Origin of the sequence: Protofrankia sp. Cj5 (assembly GCF_917627405.1) — a bacterium.
Classification (GTDB): domain Bacteria; phylum Actinomycetota; class Actinomycetes; order Frankiales; family Frankiaceae; genus Protofrankia.
Genome location: NZ_CAKJTO010000010.1, coordinates 33476 through 50231, shown reverse-complemented (window position 1 = coordinate 50231; position 16756 = coordinate 33476). Strand labels below are relative to the sequence as shown.

Here is a 16756-nt window from a genome sequence, read left to right as displayed (position 1 = left end):
CCATGACCGAGACCGCCGCAGTTGCCCGTCTCACCCCCGGTGACGCAGCCCCGGACTTCACCCTGCCCGACGCCGACGGCAACAACGTCCCCCTCACCGCCTACCGGGGGAGACGGGTGATCGTGTACTTCTACCCGGCGGCCTCCACACCCGGGTGCACCAAGCAGGCCTGCGACTTCCGGGACAGCCTCGTCCAGCTGAACAACGCCGGCATCGACGTGCTCGGCGTCTCGCCGGACAAGCCGGCGAAGCTGGCGAAGTTCCGTGACAACGAGAAGCTCACGTTCCCGCTGCTGTCCGACCCGGACCGCGCGGTGCTCACGGCCTACGGCGCCTACGGCGAGAAGACCCTGTACGGCAAGAAAACTCTCGGCGTGATCCGCTCGACCTTTGTGGTGGACGCCGAGGGAAAGATTGAGAAGGCGATGTACAACGTCCGGGCGACCGGCCACGTCGCCAAGCTCATCCGTGATCTTGAGCTGGCCGGTTGACCGTGCCCGCGGCCGCGGGAGGCCCGTCCACACCCGCCGGAGTTACCCGGCAACCAAGCCGGAGGTCCCTGGCCGTAGGACAGCTGGGCGGGCAGGCTGGATGTGGGAGGCCGTCAGGCGCATCGCCAGTCCCTGGCCGCCTCCCACGCCCTGTCTCCGGTGGCCGCGATCCACGGGTGGGACCGCGGCCACCGGCGGCGCCCACCGGGACTCCCCACGGCGCATCCTCTCCTGCGTACGGGAAAACCGGTGGACGAACAGCGGCCGCCAATCGCTACTGTGGTACCTGCGCGGGAGTGGCGGAATGGCAGACGCAGCAGACTTAGGATCTGCCGCCTTCGGGCGTGGGGGTTCAAGTCCCCCCTCCCGCACTCTGTGATGCATAGTGATCTTGATTCGGTCGACGACCAACTGGCATATGAGAGCCCCGCCCTGTGCCGTGGCTCCGCTGGTCGAGGTGCCGAGACGCGCCCTCAGTACCTTGGCATCTGTGAGCCGCGCCCGACAGGTCGTCACCGTCACCGCAGACCTCGTGATCCTCACGATCCGGGACGGCGATCTGTGCGTGTTGGTAGTCGAGCGCGGCAACGAGCCGTTCGCCGGGCGGCTGGCGCTGCCCGGCGGGTTTCTCCGGGGCGACGAGAGCCTCGACGAGACTGCGGCCCGGGAACTGTCCGAGGAGACCGGGGTGGACGCCTCATCCCTGCACCTCCAGCAGGTCGGCGTCTATTCCGCACCCGACCGAGATCCGCGCGTACCCCGAGTCATCACGTGCGCCTACCTCGCGATCGCGCCCGACCTGCCCCTACCGAGGCCGGGGTCTGACGCGCGGTCAGCCCAATGGCTGCCCGTCTCGGGCGCGCGGCGCATCGGATTGGCGTTCGACCATGACCACCTGCTTGAGGACGCGGTTGAGCTGGCTAGAAACGACCTTCAGTTCCGTACGACCGCCACCGCCTTCTGCCGCGACGAGTTCACCATCGGCGAGCTGCGCGAGGTCTATGAGGTGGTCTGGGGTGTCGGCCTGGACAAACCGAACTTCTACCGCAAGGTGACGGACGCCGACGGATTCGTCGAGCCGACGGGCCGTAAGCGGCAGACTGGCAACGGCCGACCGGCCGCGCTCTACCGAGCCGGACCGGCGTCCAGCGTGACGCCTCCCATGATGCGCACACGGCCGGGCCCACGGCCGGGCCGGACGGCCTGACGAGCGTCACGGCTGATTTTTGTCAACTAGACAATTTGCTGCCCTGTAGGCACTTAGGTGCCACCCGGGGTTGATGTCGCGATGACATTAACCTAAGCTGAGCGCTATGACAGACGGGGGCCGGGACGACCGGCGAAGCCCACCTGGGCAACTGACCGTAGACATTGTGATCTTCACGAGGCAGGGTCACGCATTGGCGCTGCTGGCGGTCGAACGGGCGAAGGATCCATTCGCTGGCGCTCTTGCGCTCCCTGGAGGATTCGTCGAGCCGGGCGAGCGAGCCGTGGACGCGGCAATACGCGAACTGTCGGAGGAGACGGGACTCGCGATAGGCCGCGACCACCTGCGGCGCCTTGGCCTCTACCAGGCACCCGGGCGTGATCCACGCGGGCGAATCGCAAGCGTGGCGTACCACGGGTTCCTGTCAGGAGCACCGGCGGTGGCCGGAGGCAGCGACGCCCGCCTGGCCAGGTGGGTCGACGTCCGCCACTTCCTGGTCCCCCGGCAACAAATCGCCTTCGACCACCGTGATATCGTTGTAGACGCCATCTCTAGAAGGCTCTCTTGATGATCCGGATTTAAGGCGCGCCGGCGGCGCTAGGCATCATCCGCCGAGGTATTTTAGCTCTTAGTATCTTGGGAACAGCAAGCTTAGGAAGCCAGCGCCGACGGGTACGCAACCCACCACCTCGAGCCGTTATCGATCAGTGACTTTGGCATTCGACAACTTTTCACCCTCGCATTGCCCTTCACTGCGCCTTTCGCAAGGCCTCGTGGCGCGCCCTTCTACCGTGCAACGGGGATTTCACCGCCGTTAGCCTATGACGATTTGTACTCGGCGCGACGAAGAGCCACCTCGCCACGCTTATTGTCGGCAGCCCACAAACCGGGAGTGCACTGTGATCGGAGTTCTGACCGCACTACAGGTGGAATACGATGCCGTCCGGGCGCATCTCACGGAGGTCAGACCCCATACGCACCGGCATGGAACGATCTTCGAGGTGGGGCGCCTCACGTCACACCCGGACCGACAGATCGTACTCGGTGTCATCGGTGCGGGCGCAGCCGGGGCCGCCGCACTGACCGAGCGGGTATACACAGAGTTCTCGCCCTCGGCGATGTTGTTCGTCGGCGTCGCTGGAGCTCTCCGCGACTGGCTGGAGATCGGGGACGTCGTCGTGGCCACGAACATCCTCGCGTACCAGGGTGGCCGCAGCGAGGACACCGGCTTCATGGCGCGGCCAGATGCCTGGCCGACCTCGCATGCCCTCGAACAGCTCGCACGCCGGTTGCCACGCGACCCCGCAGTGCGCGCGGCGCTCGCCGACCCGGAGAGCGAAGGCCCGGGAGCCAGCATCCATTTCGAAGCGGTCGCGGTCGGGGACGTAATTCTGAACTCCAAGAAGTCACCGCTAGCCCGCCAGCTCCGCCGCAACTACAACCATGCCGTCGCCATCGAGATGGAAAGCTCAGGCTTCGCGCTCGCGGCCCACCAGCTCGGCCAGGTGCCAATCGCGACCGTGCGCGCCATCAGCGACCGGGCCGACGGCACCAAGTCCACGACAGACGGCCACGGCAGCCAGCTCCGAGCAGCCCGCAATGCCGCCGTGGTCGCGGTCGCGCTGGCAGCGGCGGCAGACGACCCAACCGACCCGGATAGCGACGGACCGGGTGACGGCCAACGGCCATCGCCCGGCGGTTCGCCAACCTCTCATCACACGAGCATTGGCGGCAACGCTCGCGTCGGCCAGCAGATCGACGTCAATCACGGACCCATCGAGAACACCTGGGGGGACTGGTCATGATCGATGATGATCTTGAATCTCACCAAACATCACGTGCATCGGACAGCCATGTCGACATCTCCGGCGAGGCCCGCGTCGGCCAGGTAATCGGACAGAACTACGGCCGGATCATTTTTCGCTCTTCGACAGAGTACAAAATACTCCCGGGGGACCCGCCAGAACGTCGGTACAAAGTCGCGGTCAACCAGCTGGCCGCCGGCGTTCCAAGACCTGCCGAGAGAATTCTCGGAGATCTTGTCAGGAGCGGCCACTCGTCTGCCGAGACGGTGTATTACTACTGCCTCTCCGTCCTCAGCGGGCGATCGTGGAACGATCTGCACGGAGAGCTGGCAGACAATCTCAAGGAAGCTCGAAAGATCGGCAGGTCGTGCCAGCGGAGCGAGTGGTCGGACGCGCTCGAAGGAGTGTGGCGTCTGCTGGACGAGGCCCGCGCCCAGCTCGACTCCGAAACGCTCCTCACCGAGACTGACGAGGGGCCGAACGTACTCGATGAGCTGCCGCTGGACCGGCAGGAGGAGATCAGCTTCCACCTGGACGTCATGCTTGACGGGATGGCGGGGCGCCAGCTGGAGACCGTGGGCACGCGGTTCGTCTTAGCCCAGCGACTTCACAAACAGCGGCAGCAGCGCGCCTGGCTGTTCTTCGAGCCGCCACCCGCTGTGCCGCGGCCGGACCCGGTCCGACCGGTGCCCCCGGAGCTCGCCGACCGGAGGTACGCCATCGGCGGACTCACGTTAAGCGCTGTGGTTCTGCTCGCGGGGGTGTTCGGACCCGCAGACATCGCCGGGATAGTCGGGCTGATCGGCGCGGGGTGTCTCCTGCTCCGGCAGGGCATCGACCGCAGGACCCTGCGACTGTGCTTCGAGGCGTGCCAGCGCGAAACCGTGCCACCGGCGCGCCGCTCTCCCGGGCACTGGGTGACGACCAGCTTCGTCGAGGAGATTCATGACCGGGTCGATACCCGGTTCAGCGCGGCACGGCCACACATCGCGGGGAACTGGCCCGCGCACACTGAGGCTGCCCGTGCGCGCCTGAAGCGACGGCTCGTCGCCAGTTACGGCAACGCGCAGATCCAGCCTGACAAAATCGACTGGCTGATCCGCCGGCACGCGGACCAGACGGCAAAGGCATGGGATCCAGACGCCAACAATCTAGATTCGGGCGGGCCGGGCCAAGAATCAGCGGAGCCATACGGTCTTCGGGCGCCGGAGGTGCCCGAAGACGTAGGTCGAATGCTCGGCGTCGGCGTTGTGCTGGCTGCTGCCAGTCTGGCACTCCTAATGCTCGACGGCCGATGGGCACCCGCGATCCTCCTGTGTGTCGGCGGAGCATTCGCGATACGCGGAGCATCTTCTATCCGGGCTGCGCATGGCCTGCGCCGGTTCCTTACCGCCCGATCCAGGCGACGGTACGACCAGGAGATGGAATGGTACGGAGAGTGGCTCTCGCAACTCAAGGAGCAGCCCACCGATACCGAGATGAACCGGTGGCTCGTCCTGGACAAGATCTATCTCAGGACTGACGCCACGGAGCGAGCCGGGCTGACGACAGGCGATCTCGTGACCCACGTGGTGACGGTGGAGGGCACAAAGGACGCCAGACAGGTGCGGGTAGAAAACGGCCCAATCCGCTACTCGGCCTATGAGGTTCAGATTTTCCTGCTCAGCCAGAGTGGTGTCCGCGAGGTGACGGCCCACCTGGACTTTCTGACCGGTGAGGTGAGCAACGAGCGGCGCACGCTGTTCCGATATGATGCGCTCGCGTCAGCGCAGGTGGTGGAAAACGGTGTGCGTACCACGCAGGTCAGCACACCGGAGCCAGTCAAAGTGGAGCGGCTGCGAGCCTACACGCTGCGGCTGACACTGCTGAGCGGCCAGGACATCACCGTCATCGGAAAGCACTTCCGCAGAAACCTTGGCGACCTGCTGGACAGCGCCGAGCAGGACGACCGGCTGCTCACGCTGCAGAGCTCGGGGTTCGAAGGCGCCCTTCCCATCCTGGAGTCGGTGGCGGCGGAAGGCTCCGCATGGATAGCCAAGGAACACGAACGCCGCCAACGCTGGGCCCGCGACTGGGCCGACTGAGCCAAGGCAGCCAGGCAGCCTCAATGCCGACCCGATTATGTGCGCGTCGCGCAACAGTTCGTCAGGGAACGCGTGTGCCAGATCGATCGCCCTTCGCGTGAAGCGGCCTGTTCCATCTTCCTGCGGCGCGCTACGACGGGGCTCTCGCCGCCGGTCAGCCTGCGTAGAGCTGGTCGAGGCCGATCAGGCGGACATCGCTTGGAACATCGGATTCCAGGCCCGGGTGGAATCCCGCCCCCGAGTAACAGGCGAGGCGCGTATCGCGGGTGTCAAAGCCCTTGGCCGTGAGCAGGTCGCGGGCGCGGCGCAGGCGGTCGGCGTGACGCCGGTCCATGACCCGGTCCCACTTCGTTTCCCCGAGCGAGAGAATCCTGCGCGGTTGTCCGTGTTCTGCCGGCGCGAGAACGGCGACATCGATCTGGATCTGAGTCCTGTTGGCGGGGTCGGCGACGATTCCCGCTCCCACCTCGGCAGGCAGGCCTCCGAATACCGCTGGGTCGGCCATGATCGCATAATCGCGGCATATGGTCTCGAAATGCGGCCCGACGATCTGGGAAAGGAACCGCGGCTGCGCGCTGGACCAGATCGTCGCCGCGTCGCCGCGCTCCAGCCGCGTCCAGTCCCGGCTCATGACCGCGTGGTAAAAGCTGATCAGCGGCTCGGCTATCCGGTAGACCGCCCTGCCCGGCCTGAACAGGTCGGGCTCCCTGACCAGCAGCCGGGAGTCCTCCAGAACCCGCAGCGGGTGGGCTATCTCGTTGGCCTTCCTGCCGACGTAGCTGGCGATGCCCCCGCTGGTCGAGTTCCCCTCGGCGACGGCGGAGAGCACCGAGTGGTACAGCGACAGGTCGCGGATGTCCGTCTCCTCCGCGAGCAGATAGCGGGCCTCGCGGAACAGCGGGGTCTGCGGGTTCAGCACGGTCCTTGTCACCCAGGCGTCGAAGTCGCCCAGGCCCGACGGGGAGTCGTCGCGGACGAACTCGCGACGGTAGGCGGGTGTTCCGCCAACCACGGAGTGCACGAGCACCGCGAGCGCCGGATCCGTGACGCCCCAGAACCGCGCGGCGTCCTGGTAGCCGAAGGGATGAACCATCAACTCAAGACCCGCGCGTCCGCGCAAGGGTGCCTGCCCGGACAACAGGCCTCCCATGACGGACATCGCCGAGCCGCACAGCAGGAGCCGCGCGCTGCTGGTACCGCCGCTGCCGCCCGGCCCGAGTTCGCGTTGGATGATCGATGGCAGCTCCGGCGACGCCTTGACCAGGAAGGGGAACTCGTCGATCACGACTGGTGTGGGGCGGCCGCTCGCGGCACGCAGGACGAATGGGACGGCATCCAGCCAGTCCCGGAGAGGCGGGACCGGGGCGCCCGTGAACCTGACGAGTTCATCGGCGAACAACCGAAGCGAGACCGCCTCAGTCAGTTCCAGCGCGGGAAAGTAGATCCCGCCGGCAGCGGCGGCCAGCGCCTGAAGAAGATAGCTCTTGCCCTGCCGGCGCCGCCCGCTGACCACGCCGAGAGTCGCCCCCGGACGAGGGTCGGCTACGAAGGATGTCAGGCCTCGCCACTCGGCATCGCGGTCGAACAGGTGAGGGGGCTTCACAGGCACGGCCATCGTCCACTCTTCGGATCGAAGTATGGTTGACCGAAACCTACTTGATCGATCCATAGTTCGTCGAAGTACGTTTCACAAATGCTACCAGGCGAGCCCTCCGCGCCGGGCTCCGGACGATCGCGGCATTGCGACGAGTCGTACCGGCGACGCTGAACATCGAGGCCCAGCCCCCGCAGGCGCTACGCTAGCCCAGAAGGATCATGACTGTCGGTCGCCCGAAGGAGGTACGTCATCACCGTGGAGATGATCGCTCCCGACTGGATGCACCACCAGGTCACGGCGGAGCAGTACGGCTCCTGGTCCGACGAGCAGTGCGCGGGCATCGAGATCGTGGACGGGATGGTCGTCGTGCGTCCCAGCGCGCCGAAGCGCCACAACCGGCTGATCAAGATCCTCGCGGTCGCCCTGGAGGCCGCCGCCGGGCCGGACCGGAACGCCGACTTCGACGTCGACGTCCGGCTCCAGGACGTGCCGTTGACGAACCGACGTCCAGATGTCGTCGTGTACCGCGCCGACACGATCGATGTCATGCCAGCGCGCCCCGAGCACATCCTGCTCGTCGTCGAGGTGGTCTCTCCGGGCTCGGAGACGACAGACCGGATCGTCAAGGCTGGGCAGTACGCCAGGGCCGGGATCTCCTACTACTGGCGAGTCGAACAACCTCCCGCAGGGGTTCCCGTCGTCCACACCTACATTCTCGACCCGGCGAGCAGGACCTACCGTGACGGAGAGGTGTTCACCGGTGTCGTCGACGCCGTCGCACCCTTTCCGATGAAGATCGACCTCACCCGGCCGTAGCGGCTGGATCCCGCTGAGCCGCGGGTCACCGGCCGCTGTCGCGTGACGCCTGCGGCTACCCTTGCCTGGTGAGGCTCATCGCGGGAGTGGAGATCGACGAGGCCCGCCTTGCCGCGATCTGCGATCGGTACGGGATCGCCGAACTCCAGCTGTTCGGCTCGCAGGCGCGCGGCACCGCGACCGCCGACAGCGACATCGACATCCTGTACACCCTTCGGCCTGGCCGGCGTCTGGGCTGGGACATCGAGCAGCTTGCCGATGACCTCGCCGATCTGTTCGGCCGGCCTGTCGATCTGGTCTCCGTCCGCGGGCTCCACCCGTTGCTACGGTCGTCCGTCCTGGCTGAAGCACGGCCCGTCTATGCGGCGTGACGTCCTCCTTCTCGGTGAGATGATCGAAGCAGCCGACCAGGCGCGGAAACTCACCGATGGGATCACCACCGGCGGTCTGGAGGCGGACCGCCAGCGCCGCGACGCGCTCCTGTGGAACTTCACCGTGCTCGGCGAAGCCGCCAGCCAGCTCTCCGAAGAGATCACCAAGCAGTTTCCAGACATCGCCTGGAAGCAGCCAGTGCGGCTACGCAACCGGATCGTCCACGGCTACTGGTCTGTCGACCTCGAGATCCTGCACACCGCGGCCAGGGAGCAACTACCCCAGTTCGCCGCCGACCTGCGCCGGGTACTCGCATCCGTCGACGAAGATACCTGAATCCGCTCAGTCTCGGAGATCGGGGACTCTCCTTCCGCGCGCTCCGTTAAGGAGAGTCAGAGCGCTTCGTACTGCAGTTGTACTGAGTCGGAAGTAGCCCGATGTTGTCGGACAACCAAGCCCCCTGTCGTGTTCCATCCTGTCCCGGGTTGCCCCGCCAGGGGTCATGACGGACTGCAACAGGGGTAGACGCCCGTAGACGTCGGTGGACGGCCCCAAGCCCGTGACCTGCGCGGACAGACGTTGGTGAGCATCCATGGACATATCGCCGAGGGCTACGGATCGAGAGGTTGGGGGTTCGAGTCCAGCCAAGCGCGCCGCATCCTCGAGGTCAGCCGAGGACCACTCGACGATCACCAAAGTCGGCAATAATCTCGATCTTCCCGCCCAGGGCCTCCACGTAGGCCCTGATCGTGGCCAGCCCCGCCCGATCGAGCCCGCCGCGCTCCAGCTCGGACACCGATGGCTGCTTCACATGCATCCGCTCGGCCAACTCGACCTGCGTCAGACCCTGCTCCTCACGAATCTCCCTGAGCCGGTAGGCGCGTACCTCAGCATCCAGGCGTGCGCGGTACTCAGCCACCCAGCCCTCGTCTGGAGGCCGCTTGGCCCGTACCTGCTCCCACGTACTCGCCACGGCACGTCCCTCCTCATCGCTCAGCTCCCATTGCCGTATTCACCGCGGAGCCACCCGTCGTACCGGTCATCAGCAGTCTTGATGTTTCGGACATACCAACTTCGCCAAGTGCCGGACTTGTCCCCGCTGACGAGCAGCACAGCACGCCGCTGCGGGTCGAATACGAACAGAACGCGCATCTCGGTAGAGCCGGCCGATCCCGGCCTGAGCTCTTTCATGTTGTGATGCCGGGACGCCTTCACCGAGTCGACCAGAGGACGGCCCAGGGCTGGGCCTTCGTCCGCAAGCTTCTCGATGGCAGCAGCGACCAATGCGTAACTACGGTCATCGAGACCCAACAACCACGTTTCGACCTCGTCGAGCAACCGGACGTCCCAGCGCACTCGCCAAGTATAGGCAGCAACCTCTATAGGTCAAAGTCTATATGCACCCCACATGATCTCACCCTCACAGTGGAGAGCCCATGCCTCGAAGCGCGAGCCGACAGTCATACTGACAGGCAAGTCGGCAGACAGCCACACACGTCGGCGGACACACGCCCCCTGATCCTCGGACCCGGCAAGCCCCAGCGGACGTCCACGGAAGATCCCGGGCAAACTACGGATCAAGATGCTGGGGGGTCGAGTCCCTCTGAGCGTGTCGCATCTCCATGATCTTGACGCCGTTGCGGCTACCGGTGTTGAACGCGTAGCAACGGCCGACGCTGCGCTCCATCCTGCGGTCGTGTCCATCATCAACGTCAGCACCACAGGCGGTACATCGACAACACGGTTCTGGCTCCGGTCACGTGGGTGTAAAAATGCGCGCGATTGTACCAGAGGCGCCCCACTGCCCGACTGTTGGGGCACCGGTGAGGCCGGTGAGACAAGGCCGGGTGATCTACCGTGAGGCCGTCAGGCCGGTCTGCCCTCCCGCCGCGGTGCGCCAGCCGGGCCGTACCAGGCCGGCCGGCGGGTGCTCAGCCAGCTCAGGATGGCCGTTCGCAGGTGCGCGGGCCGGAACACGAAAGCGTGGAGATCGGCCACGGCCACCGAACCAAGATCGATGGCCTCCTTCCGGCTGCCGATGTCCGCGAACGGCGGCAGAACGGAGGCGAACACCATGTTCAGCTCTTGCCATGCCTGGCCGGCTTCGACGAACGAGTGCTCCACGCATCCCACGAAGTCGAGGGTGCGCGCGGTCAGGCCGGTCTCCTCCCGGATCCCGCGGCGCAGCGCTTCCTCCACGCTCTCGCCTGGCTTCACATTCCCGCCGGGTAACGAGTACCAGGCCTGCCCCCGGCGGTTGGCGACAAGGATGCGCTCGCCAGCGGTGAAGAGCATGCGTGCGCTCAATACCACCGATGTGCTGGACGCACTGGATGCTGCCGTGGTTGCGGTGACGGTGTCCACCGGGTCGGCCCGCCTTTCTTACTGGCAGAAGCGGTCGGGGATCAAGGGATGTTCAGCCTGGACGGCTTGGGCCTGGGCCTGGGCCTGGGCGTTCTTAGCCGGCCTGGACGGCGAGGGTCATGGGATCGAGCCCGAGAACACCGATCGCCTGTTGGACGGCGGCTCGCTCGGCCGGGTCGAACGTGCCGTCAGCGCGCCCGATCACCGCGCCGAACTGGATAACCGAGCGTGCCCGCACCCTACGTCCCCGCACCTTGGCGATCTCACGCAGCGCCGCGGCCCTGGCCTCGGTGGCATCCGCGCGGAACGCGGCCACATGCGCGTCGAACAGGCGGAGCAGCTCGTCCGGTGGAAAGGCGCCCAGGACCGGATCGCTGGTGACGATGGCTGCCATCGCTTCCCGTTCGCGCGCATCGATCGTGCCGTCGGCGGCGGCGACGAGCGCGCACATGGCCACCGCCGCATCCCGGAAGGACGCGTCGGTGAGTTCGTGCCGGCGGGCATCCAGCTGTGCCCGCAGGGAGTGCGCGGACTCGCGTAGCTGGTTCCACCACGGTTCGGGTTCGGAGACCGCCAGGCCAGACCAGGTCGGCCAGCGGTCCTCCAGCCAGCGGATCGCCATGCTGGCTATCGCGGGGGGAGTCAATGACCGCTCAGTGAGGTTCGTGAGGGGGAGCGTGACGAGCGGTGTGCCCAGACAGGCGGTGGGTATGTCCGCTTTGTCGGGAAGATCGGCTGAGAACACGAGCGTCATGGTGCGCTCATCGGGTCCGGTCGCGTGTTCGACGCACGCCGCGAAGGCCGGTACCGCCGGGGATGCCGACAGCCCCGGCTGCGGTGGCGGTAGTGGCGCGACGTGCGCATCCCGGTGCGAGCCCAGCAGCTCGCGCAGGTGCCGGGAGGCGGCGGTGACGATGTCTTCACCAGGTTCGACGGTCCCGCCGGGCAGCGCATGGGCCGATTCGGCCGGCACATACCGCACCACCAGGTGCGTTCCCGTGCTGAGCAGTATCCGCACGTCCAGCCGGACATTCGTGGGCACGGGCATGGCGGCTCCCTGGTGATGACCTCGCGCTGTCGATTACGCTACGCCATGAGGCTGATGCTCTCCTCGCCTCATCATCCACCCATCACAGTGGGTCATCACAGCTGCCCACCGTGGTTGTCCACGCTGGCACACCCGTCCCCGGACGATCGCACGCACAGTGGAAAATCGCTGGAAGAGTGTGGAAGCACATGGTCAGGGGAAGAACGCGGGCTGACAGGCACCAGCCATCCCCGTGAGCGCCGTCGGCCCGGCGGCGCTCACGGGGATGGCTGCCCGCGCGGGCGCGGTCAGCTCGAACCACACATGTTTACCGGGGCTGTCCTCGGCCGGCTTGTCGACCACGCCCCACTCGCTGGCCAGCGCCGCGACCAGATGCATGCCGCGACCGGATTCATCATCGTCGCACACCGTCCTCATGATGGGACGGATCGTGCTGTCGTCACCCACCGCGATCCGTACCCGGTCGTTCTGCGCGATGATCTGGATGTGCAGCGGGTCATCGCACCGGGCATAGCGCACGGCGTTGGTGACGACCTCACTGACCAGCAGGCGGGCGACCTCGGCGTCTTCCTCACGGCCCCAGATGGTCAGCAGCTCGTTGACAAGACGCCGTGCCCGCCCCGCGGCGCGTGTGTTGGCGGGCAGATCGAAGCGTGCGGTAAGAGTTTCGGCCACGCCTCACCCTCCACCGATCACTGCCGACGGGCACGCCGCCGAACATCGCCATGTGTCCGAACATCGTCACCAGCCCGCTACTGTCGCCTTCATGCCACGCAGCGTTTGCCTTCAAACCTGGTTGGCACGATGTTGTCACGGACCGTTGACTACTTGGCGAACACAGGTTCACCCTTGCGCGTGATCGGGCGGTACGCATCTCGGCGGACGACGGTTGTCGCACCAGGTAGCGGTGCTGTTCTCAGGAGCGGGCCGGGTGCCTCCGGCCGCTGGTCGAACGACGGCTGTCGAAACACGCCCTAGATCACGTCGATGCCGTCGAGGATGCTGCCGTATTCGGGCCAGCGGTTGCCGTCACGGTTGTCCGCCCCGCTGGGCGGTGGCTCCGGATGCGGGGCCTGGGACGGCCGTGCCTGTGGCTGTCGCGTTGATCCAGGTTGTGGGGGCTGCGTCCCCGGCTGCTGGGGCGTTCCGGGGTGCGTGACCTCAGCCCGCGGCGCCGCGGGGTGCGGATAACGCGGATGATGTGGCTGGGGGCCAGGGGCGCTCCGGTCGGTAGCCGGCAGTGTCGACCTTCGGGGCATGCCATTGCCCGCGGGTATGCCCGGGTCGGCCGGCACAGGCTGGGCTGGCGTCCGGCTGGGCGGGATCCCTATCGGCCCGGAAATCAGCGGCGCGGGGCGGGCTGTGGGGATGGCTGCTCCGTGATGCGGCTGCCCGGACGGTTCGCCGCCGTTCCACGGCGCGGGTTGCCGGGGCGGCGTCCGCTGCTCATGCCCGAGCGGCTGGATCGGGCCGGTGGGGTGCTGCCGCGGTGCCGGCGGCATGGGGCGGGAGCCTGGGCTGGGTGGCTGTGCCGCGGTCGGGGGCCACGGCACGGCTGGTGGCTGTGGCGGAAGCGGCGGCTGCGGGGGTGGCTGTGCCGCTGGTGACTGTGGCGGAAGCGGCGGCTGCGGGGGTGGCTGTGCCGCTGGTGACTGTGGCGGAAGCGGCGGCTGCGGGGGTGGCTGTGCCGCTGGGAACCGCTCGGCTGCTGGTGGTGCGGGCGTTCCTGCCTGGGGCGCTGGTGGAGCCGGGATGCGATGCGCGCCGGTGGACAGCGACGCGGCCGAGGACGGGATCCATCCCGTCGGATTGCCCGCGGTCGCGGAGACCGGGTAGGCGCCCGTGCTGGGACCCTGCGCGGCTGTGGGCGAGGAGGAGTGCCCACCCGGCCGTGACGTTGTCGGCAGCGGCCCGCTGGGATGCGCGTGCGGGGCGGGAACGGGTGGGGACGGCGGGAGAACCGGTACGGACTGGCTGCTGGCGCCGTCGGACTCCGCGACAGGTGCGTCGCCATCGGTTGCCGGGGCTCCTGTGACGATCATGATCGTCGGGCACGGCCAGAGCCGGTCGCAGCTCATGCACAGGTCGAACTCGTTCGGCTGGTGGAGATCGAGGAGGGTCAGCAGGGATTCGATGTGTCTGATCATTCGTGGACCCGCGAGAACGGGTCCGTTTGAGATCATGTGAAGCTCCGAGCGCAACTGGTTGCGGTAGCGCCCGACCTCGTCCGTCCGCTGATCCTCCATCGCAGGCAGCATGCACCATCACTTCGTGGGGTGTGTTACCGGTACGGCCCTCGACCGGTCACTATGGCAACTGTAGGACTGCTGGTAGTAGTTTGTCACATAATCACGAACGGAGTGTCACCCACATCGCATATCAGGACGTGTGTGTCGATGTGATGGGTTGTGACACCGTGGGTCCCGATGCGGTGCGTTGATAGAATGCGCTGATATAACGGACGTGGGTACCCGGCTCGGCGTGGGGCGGTACGGCCGGGCGTTCCCGCTCCCGTTCTGATTTTTTCATCCCCGTTCGGGACGGACCTCCTCCGGGCGGCGAGCCTGGCGCATCAGGCCCTCCTGCAGGCGGGCGAACTCCTCGATGTAAGGGCTCTCGACCTGGCCCTGACCACCTGCGCCAGGCTCCTTGACGCCGCCCTGCCGGTCGAAGACCGGCTCGAAACCGGCGAACTGCCCGCCCGCCCCACCGGGACCGATACGGTCGCCGCCCTGCCCGTCGAAGGCCGGGTAGTGGGTGCCGCTCGCCGCGGGTGGACCGCCGCGGTCGCCCTGCCCGTCGTAGCCGCCGAACGACGGCAGGCTTGGTGTGCTTGGGCCAGGGCGTTCACCGGGGGCTTCGAACGCCGGGTAGTGCGCGCCGTTGGCGGCCGCGCCACGCTCGCCGGGAGTCACGTCGTAACCGAACGACGATCCGTTGGGCGATGCTGTGGCCACGGGTGGCGTGCCGGCCGGGGCGCTGGAGCGCCCCGCGGCCTCGTTGCCGAGCTCCTGGTCACCGGGACCGAAGGAGTCTGACGGGTAGATCCGCGCGGACAGGCTGACCGACAGCGGGTCGCTACCATAAGTGATCACATCTACCTGGTCCTCCGGCCCGATGCCGCCGTTGCGGGCCAGGTCGACGAACCGGAAAAGATCAGCCCAGCGTAGCCCATCGAGGTCCACACTGATTCGCAAAGCCATCGTCGCGCCTCATCTCACGGTTGCCTGCGTGCCGATCTTCGGTTGCCTGCCGGAGCCGGCGAACGCTGGTGCGCCCGGTCCCGACACCGACTCGCCGGCCTGACCACAACGGTCAGGTCGGCGATGGGCGGCAGCTTATACCCCGTTGGGGGTGCATTCCTCATCCAGGGAGCTTCGTGTGCTTCTCGCTGGAATCAGTGCTCTTGCCGACTCCGGTCAGGTGTCGGGTAGCTGGGGCGGAGACCGGCGTCGCGCCACTGTTGTAGGGCAATGTTGTCGTGGCGGGTAGTGTCCGGCACGTGAGTGTTGCTTCCGGCGGGGTCAACGGTGCCACCGGCGTCGGCGGGATGGCCGGCGTGGACATGCGGGCCGGGTCGTTGCCGATCAGACTTCTTCATGATCGCGTCTTGGTTGCCCCGCGTGAGGACTCGACCGACCGTCGGTCAAAGGCCGGGATCGTCATTCCGGCCACCGCGCAGATGGGCAAGCGGTTGTCCTGGGCGGATGTGGTCGGGGTGGGCATGGCGGTACGTACCATCCAGATGGGTGACCGTGTGCTTTACGACCCCGAGGAACGCGCCGAGGTCGAGCTGCACGGCACGACCTACATCCTGCTGAGGGAACGGGACGTCCACGCGGTGGCCGCCGAGCGGCTGGATGACGGACTGACCGGCCTCTATCTGTAGCCGTTAGCTGTAATCGTCTATCTGTAGCCGTCGCGTATCCGTGGTCGCCGCACGATATCCGTAGCCTGTCCGGTATTCCCTCTTCGGGTAACCATGTGGCGGGTCTGACATCGGGCTGTGCACGTGATGCCTGGCCTATCGCCGTGCGGGACCGTATTGTTCGCGTCGGCCGGGAGAGATCCGTTGTCTCATGCCGGCCATATGTGGATCACATGGATGCGGACAAACGTCACCCGTTGTGTTCGCACCAGGGTCGTTGCGTATTGTGACCACTCGATCCTGTTCGGGTGCAGGCCCGAGTGGGTACCGACAAGCGGTCGCACGCGGAGCCTCAGCGTGCGGCCGATCCGATCTGGTGAGGAAGGAGACTTCATGGCTCGTGACTTCGACGCCCGGCGGGGCGCTGATGTCGAGGAGGACGAGCTCCAGGAACAGAGCCTGGAGACGCTGAAGGCACAGCGCGCCGGGGCTGCCGCCGATCTCGGAGATGACGTTGATGCGCTCGAGGCCGAGCTGGATCTCCCCGACGCCGAGGTCCGTGACGAGGAGCTGTCTTTGCGGGTGCTGCCGAGACAGGCTGACGAGTTCACCTGCACCAGCTGTTTCCTGGTGCACCATCGCAGCCAGCTCGCTGATGCTCGCCGGACGGTCTGCTCCGACTGCGCCGCCTAATTGGTCGCCCCGCCGGAAGTTCGCCCAGGGCCTGCCGGCGCCTGCCGGATGCCAGCCGGCGCTTCGCGTCGTTGTCGCCGGCCCCGGTAGGACACCGCTGTCGGGCCTGCGCCGCCTCGCGACGCATCCGCCTGGCATCCGGCATACCCCGACGGACCTCCCAGATCGGCTTCGCCAATCCGGCAGGAACCCCGGCTTCCGGCGGCGACCACCAAGGGTGACCGGCAACGGGGGCGCGGCGTCGCGGGGCTGGGGCACGCACCTCGCGTCATCGCTGCCCACCCATCGCCGCCCGATGCACGGGTGCCCCGGCTCATCGGTGGACGCCCACCACCTCCGGTGGCTCCCCGCGCCGCTTCGCGAGGCACGCACCCTGATCCACGCTCCTCTTAGAGCGACCGGCAATAGGGG

General features: G+C 67.0%; 18 protein-coding genes and 1 tRNA gene. 11 read left to right on the top strand and 8 right to left on the bottom strand.

The genetic code is table 11. The features are described from left to right. Positions 1-2 precede the first annotated feature (2 nt). From bcp to MJ777_RS04245, 6 genes are all read left to right on the top strand, one after another. Positions 3-491 carry a thioredoxin-dependent thiol peroxidase gene (bcp, locus tag MJ777_RS04270; protein WP_239313652.1) on the top strand — a complete coding sequence of 163 codons (489 nt, stop codon included), beginning with the start codon at positions 3-5 and terminating at the stop codon, positions 489-491. 290 nt (positions 492-781) lie between these two features. Beyond that, a tRNA-Leu gene (locus MJ777_RS04265) sits at positions 782-862 on the top strand. A gap of 119 nt (positions 863-981) precedes the next feature. Further along, a complete protein-coding gene (locus tag MJ777_RS04260) occupies positions 982-1698 on the top strand; it encodes an NUDIX domain-containing protein (protein ID WP_239346033.1) in 717 nt (238 codons plus the stop codon). 106 nt (positions 1699-1804) lie between these two features. Further along, complete coding sequence (locus MJ777_RS04255; protein ID WP_239346034.1) at positions 1805-2266, top strand: NUDIX hydrolase; 462 nt, start codon at positions 1805-1807, stop codon at positions 2264-2266. A 331-nt stretch (positions 2267-2597) separates the two neighbouring features. Continuing rightward, positions 2598-3503 carry a 5'-methylthioadenosine/S-adenosylhomocysteine nucleosidase gene (locus MJ777_RS04250; protein WP_239373318.1) on the top strand — a complete coding sequence of 302 codons (906 nt, stop codon included), beginning with the start codon at positions 2598-2600 and terminating at the stop codon, positions 3501-3503. After that, entirely contained in the window at positions 3500-5587 is a 2088-nt protein-coding gene (locus tag MJ777_RS04245; RefSeq protein ID WP_239373316.1) for a hypothetical protein, read from the top strand. The genes MJ777_RS04250 and MJ777_RS04245 overlap by 4 nt, the downstream gene beginning before the upstream one ends. 154 nt (positions 5588-5741) lie before the next feature. On the opposite strand, the gene MJ777_RS04240 is transcribed toward MJ777_RS04245, so the two are convergent. Then, the gene (locus tag MJ777_RS04240) at positions 5742-7202 is read right to left on the bottom strand and encodes an ATP-binding protein (RefSeq protein WP_239373314.1); all 1461 of its coding nucleotides are present in this window, start codon (positions 7200-7202) and stop codon (positions 5742-5744) included. Positions 7203-7445: 243 nt separating this feature from the next. Between MJ777_RS04240 and MJ777_RS04235 the strand changes: the two genes are divergently transcribed. From MJ777_RS04235 to MJ777_RS04225, 3 genes are all read left to right on the top strand, one after another. Then, positions 7446-8000: a Uma2 family endonuclease gene (locus MJ777_RS04235; protein ID WP_239373336.1), complete on the top strand. Its 555-nt coding sequence runs from the start codon at positions 7446-7448 to the stop codon at positions 7998-8000. A gap of 68 nt (positions 8001-8068) precedes the next feature. Then, on the top strand, positions 8069-8371 hold the full coding sequence (locus MJ777_RS04230) for a nucleotidyltransferase family protein (protein ID WP_239333541.1): 303 nt from the start codon (positions 8069-8071) through the stop codon (positions 8369-8371). After that, positions 8361-8708: a DUF86 domain-containing protein gene (locus MJ777_RS04225; RefSeq protein WP_239346039.1), complete on the top strand. Its 348-nt coding sequence runs from the start codon at positions 8361-8363 to the stop codon at positions 8706-8708. Before MJ777_RS04230 ends, MJ777_RS04225 begins: the two co-directional genes overlap by 11 nt. Before the next feature lie 331 nt (positions 8709-9039). On the opposite strand, the gene MJ777_RS04220 is transcribed toward MJ777_RS04225, so the two are convergent. The 7 genes from MJ777_RS04220 to MJ777_RS04190 form a co-directional block, all read right to left on the bottom strand. Then, on the bottom strand, positions 9040-9345 hold the full coding sequence (locus tag MJ777_RS04220; RefSeq protein ID WP_239373312.1) for an XRE family transcriptional regulator: 306 nt from the start codon (positions 9343-9345) through the stop codon (positions 9040-9042). A gap of 20 nt (positions 9346-9365) precedes the next feature. Then, entirely contained in the window at positions 9366-9710 is a 345-nt protein-coding gene (locus tag MJ777_RS04215; protein WP_239373310.1) for a type II toxin-antitoxin system RelE/ParE family toxin, read from the bottom strand. 528 nt (positions 9711-10238) lie between these two features. Beyond that, entirely contained in the window at positions 10239-10736 is a 498-nt protein-coding gene (locus tag MJ777_RS04210) for an NUDIX domain-containing protein (RefSeq protein ID WP_239373308.1), read from the bottom strand. 94 nt (positions 10737-10830) lie between these two features. Beyond that, a complete protein-coding gene (locus MJ777_RS04205) occupies positions 10831-11784 on the bottom strand; it encodes a TerB family tellurite resistance protein (RefSeq protein ID WP_239307887.1) in 954 nt (317 codons plus the stop codon). Between the two features lie 192 nt (positions 11785-11976). After that, on the bottom strand, positions 11977-12459 hold the full coding sequence (locus tag MJ777_RS04200) for an ATP-binding protein (RefSeq protein ID WP_239307888.1): 483 nt from the start codon (positions 12457-12459) through the stop codon (positions 11977-11979). A gap of 299 nt (positions 12460-12758) precedes the next feature. Next, positions 12759-14030, bottom strand: a complete 1272-nt coding sequence (locus MJ777_RS04195) for a hypothetical protein (RefSeq protein ID WP_239373306.1) — start codon at positions 14028-14030, stop codon at positions 12759-12761. A 279-nt stretch (positions 14031-14309) separates the two neighbouring features. After that, on the bottom strand, positions 14310-14987 hold the full coding sequence (locus MJ777_RS04190; protein ID WP_239307889.1) for a hypothetical protein: 678 nt from the start codon (positions 14985-14987) through the stop codon (positions 14310-14312). 299 nt (positions 14988-15286) lie between these two features. On the opposite strand from MJ777_RS04190, the gene MJ777_RS04185 reads away from it, so the two are divergent. Both MJ777_RS04185 and MJ777_RS04180 read left to right on the top strand, forming a co-directional pair. Beyond that, the gene (locus tag MJ777_RS04185; RefSeq protein WP_239307890.1) at positions 15287-15673 is read left to right on the top strand and encodes a co-chaperone GroES; all 387 of its coding nucleotides are present in this window, start codon (positions 15287-15289) and stop codon (positions 15671-15673) included. 372 nt (positions 15674-16045) lie between these two features. Continuing rightward, a complete protein-coding gene (locus tag MJ777_RS04180; RefSeq protein ID WP_239307891.1) occupies positions 16046-16345 on the top strand; it encodes a DUF4193 family protein in 300 nt (99 codons plus the stop codon). Positions 16346-16756 lie beyond the last annotated feature (411 nt).